Source organism: Rhizobium sp. LjRoot98 (genome assembly GCF_964252935.1).
In the GTDB taxonomy this organism is placed as follows: Bacteria; Pseudomonadota; Alphaproteobacteria; order Rhizobiales; family Rhizobiaceae; genus Pararhizobium.
Window position 1 is genome coordinate 1 of sequence record NZ_CAXUPW020000044.1, and the last position, 2,449, is coordinate 2,449.

Sequence of the window (2,449 nt, forward strand, 5' to 3'; positions counted from 1 at the left end):
ACAGTCTCGCCTCTCGACGCACTGGTCAAAACCAACGTTGGGAGCAAGGATGACGATCTTCAGCCTGGTCGAGACCATGAGCGGTCGGAGTCGTCATGTCCTTTTTGATCACCATGTCGCAGAAAGAATTGCATCGCCTCGAACTCATCCAGAAGATCCGTGACGAACGCCTGAGCGTCGTCCAGGCGGCCGAACGGCTCGACCTCAGTCGAAGCCAAGTCCATCGGCTGCTGCAGGCCTATAACCGGGATGGCCCGGCCGGGCTTGTTTCGAAGAAGCGATCACGGCCGAGCAATCGGCGCCACAGCGAGGAGTTTCGCAATGCGGCGCTGGATCTGATCCGCGAACGCTATCTGGATTTCGGTCCGACGCTGGCACGTGAGAAGCTGATCGAGCTGCACCGGATTTCGGTCGCCAAGGAAACGCTTCGGCAATGGATGACCGAGGCCGGCATCTGGGTTTCTCGCCGTGAACGCAAGAAGCGGGTTTTCCAGCCACGCGGCCGACGTGACTGCTTTGGCGAACTGGTGCAGATCGATGGCTCACATCACTGGTGGTTCGAGAACCGTGGCCCCAAATGCGCCCTGCTCGTCTATATCGATGACGCGACTGGCAAGCTGCTGCATCTACGGTTTGCTGGCTCGGAGAATACATTCGACTATCTGCATGCGACGAAGGCCTATCTGCAGCAATGGGGCAAGCCGCTGGCGTTTTACAGCGACAAGCACGGCGTTTTCCGCTCACTCCATCCGTCGAAGAAAGACCGGACGAGCGGCCTAACGCAGTTCGGCCGGGCGCTTTATGAGCTGAACATTGACATCATCTGCGCCAATACCCCGCAGGCCAAGGGCCGGGTGGAACGTGCCAACCAAACATTGCAGGATCGGCTGGTCAAGGAGATGCGGCTTCGCGGCATTGATACGATCGAGGAAGCCAATGCCTATGCGCCTGAGTTCATTACGGATTTCAACGCGCGCTTCGGCAAGCTGCCGCGCAATCCGAAGGACATGCATAGGCCGTTGGCCGCGCATGAGAATCTCGATGGCGCCATGTGTCGCAAGGAGATCCGCACGTTGTCGCAATCCCTGACGCTGCGCTACGACAAGGTGCTGTTCATCCTCGATCCGACCGAGATTTCAACGCCTTTGGCAGGTAAGAAGGTGATTGTCTGCGACTATCCGGACGGACGGCTCGAGATCATGCACGAGAGCTATGCCCTGCCCTATAGAACCTTCGATACGTTACGCTCGGTGCATCGTGCCGAGGTCGTCGACAACAAGCGGCTGGACGACATGTTGTCGATCGTCGCCGAGATGCAGACCGGCAGAGAACAGCAGCGCAGCAAGGGCGGACCACGGCGCACCGGGCAGAAAGATCATATGTTCGGTATTCGCGACGGCAGCACGGCGAACGGGTATCAGAAGCGTGGCCGCAAGCCGGGTCGGCGGACGGATTTCATGAACGATCCAGCGGTGATTGCGAAGCGCGAGAAAGCATTATCGAAGCAGCCGGCGGCGGAATAAGACGTTTCAATGCACCCCGATGTCGCTTTGTGTATCCGATTCCAGCTGCAGGCAGGCGGACCAAAGTGGCGTCTTGTGGAAGGATCCATCCTGGAAAAGCGTGAGCCCTTCTCGTGCCTCGTAGAGCAGGCCGAGCCAGCACAGGCGCCTCAGCACGCCATATTGGACATCGGATTTCAGTTCCCAGGCTTCCAGGGTCATTTCGGTGTCTGACAGGGGCGCGAAGTCTGGATTGAGGATTTTTACAACATCCAATGGCGTGCAACCTCCTCTGGCCTTGATATTGAGAAGATTGAGGAACATGCGCCACCAGCGCAATCGAGCCTGAACGTCCTCTTGCCGATCGGTCACGTGGACATACGAATAGAGATAGTCCGTGGCGACCAGATCGAAGAAGGCTTGCGGGTTCAGCAGAAACTCGCGCCCTCGTTTGGTTGGCAGCAGAACATTCTTTTTCCGGCGAAGCAGTTTGAGATGGCGGGTCATGTCGCGCACGACCCAGAGCGGCGGCATGTCGCTCTCATTGAGCACCTTGTGCATGCTGTAGAGGTCTTCGGCGGTGAACCCCGGCCAGAGGAAATTAACCGCGGCCCAATGCACGAATTTGCGGTTCATGGCGCCGGTCGCAGTCAATCCTATACCACGCTCGCCGTCGGCATAGGCAACGGCTAGAAGCATGCCGCGAACAAGTGGTGACAGCGCGGCGATGTCGACGTTGGCCTGCAATTTGATTTCCGGAAGCATCGTGCGGCTTTGATCCCTACCTGCCCTATGCAGGCATGAGCGAGTATCAACGGGTGACGGAACAATTGCCACTGAGAAAGCTAAAGCCGAAGGGGAGCGTCATACCCGCCCCCTCCCTGCCCTTGCAACCCCGGCCAGCCGGTCCCGGTCGGGGGCTAACCGGCGGAGCAAGACGATACCAG

2 protein-coding genes are annotated in these 2,449 nt (G+C 58.5%); one reads left to right on the top strand and one right to left on the bottom strand.

The features are described from left to right. The first annotated feature begins 95 nt into the window (after positions 1-95). Positions 96-1,523 carry an ISNCY family transposase gene (locus tag ACSQ3J_RS31215; protein WP_060505421.1) on the top strand — a complete coding sequence of 476 codons (1,428 nt, stop codon included), beginning with the start codon at positions 96-98 and terminating at the stop codon, positions 1,521-1,523. A 6-nt stretch (positions 1,524-1,529) separates the two neighbouring features. Here ACSQ3J_RS31215 and ACSQ3J_RS31220 read toward each other — a convergent pair whose 3' ends face one another. Next, positions 1,530-2,267, bottom strand: coding sequence for a hypothetical protein (locus tag ACSQ3J_RS31220; protein ID WP_060505422.1), 738 nt, complete (start codon positions 2,265-2,267; stop codon positions 1,530-1,532). Between the last annotated feature and the right edge of the window lie 182 nt (positions 2,268-2,449).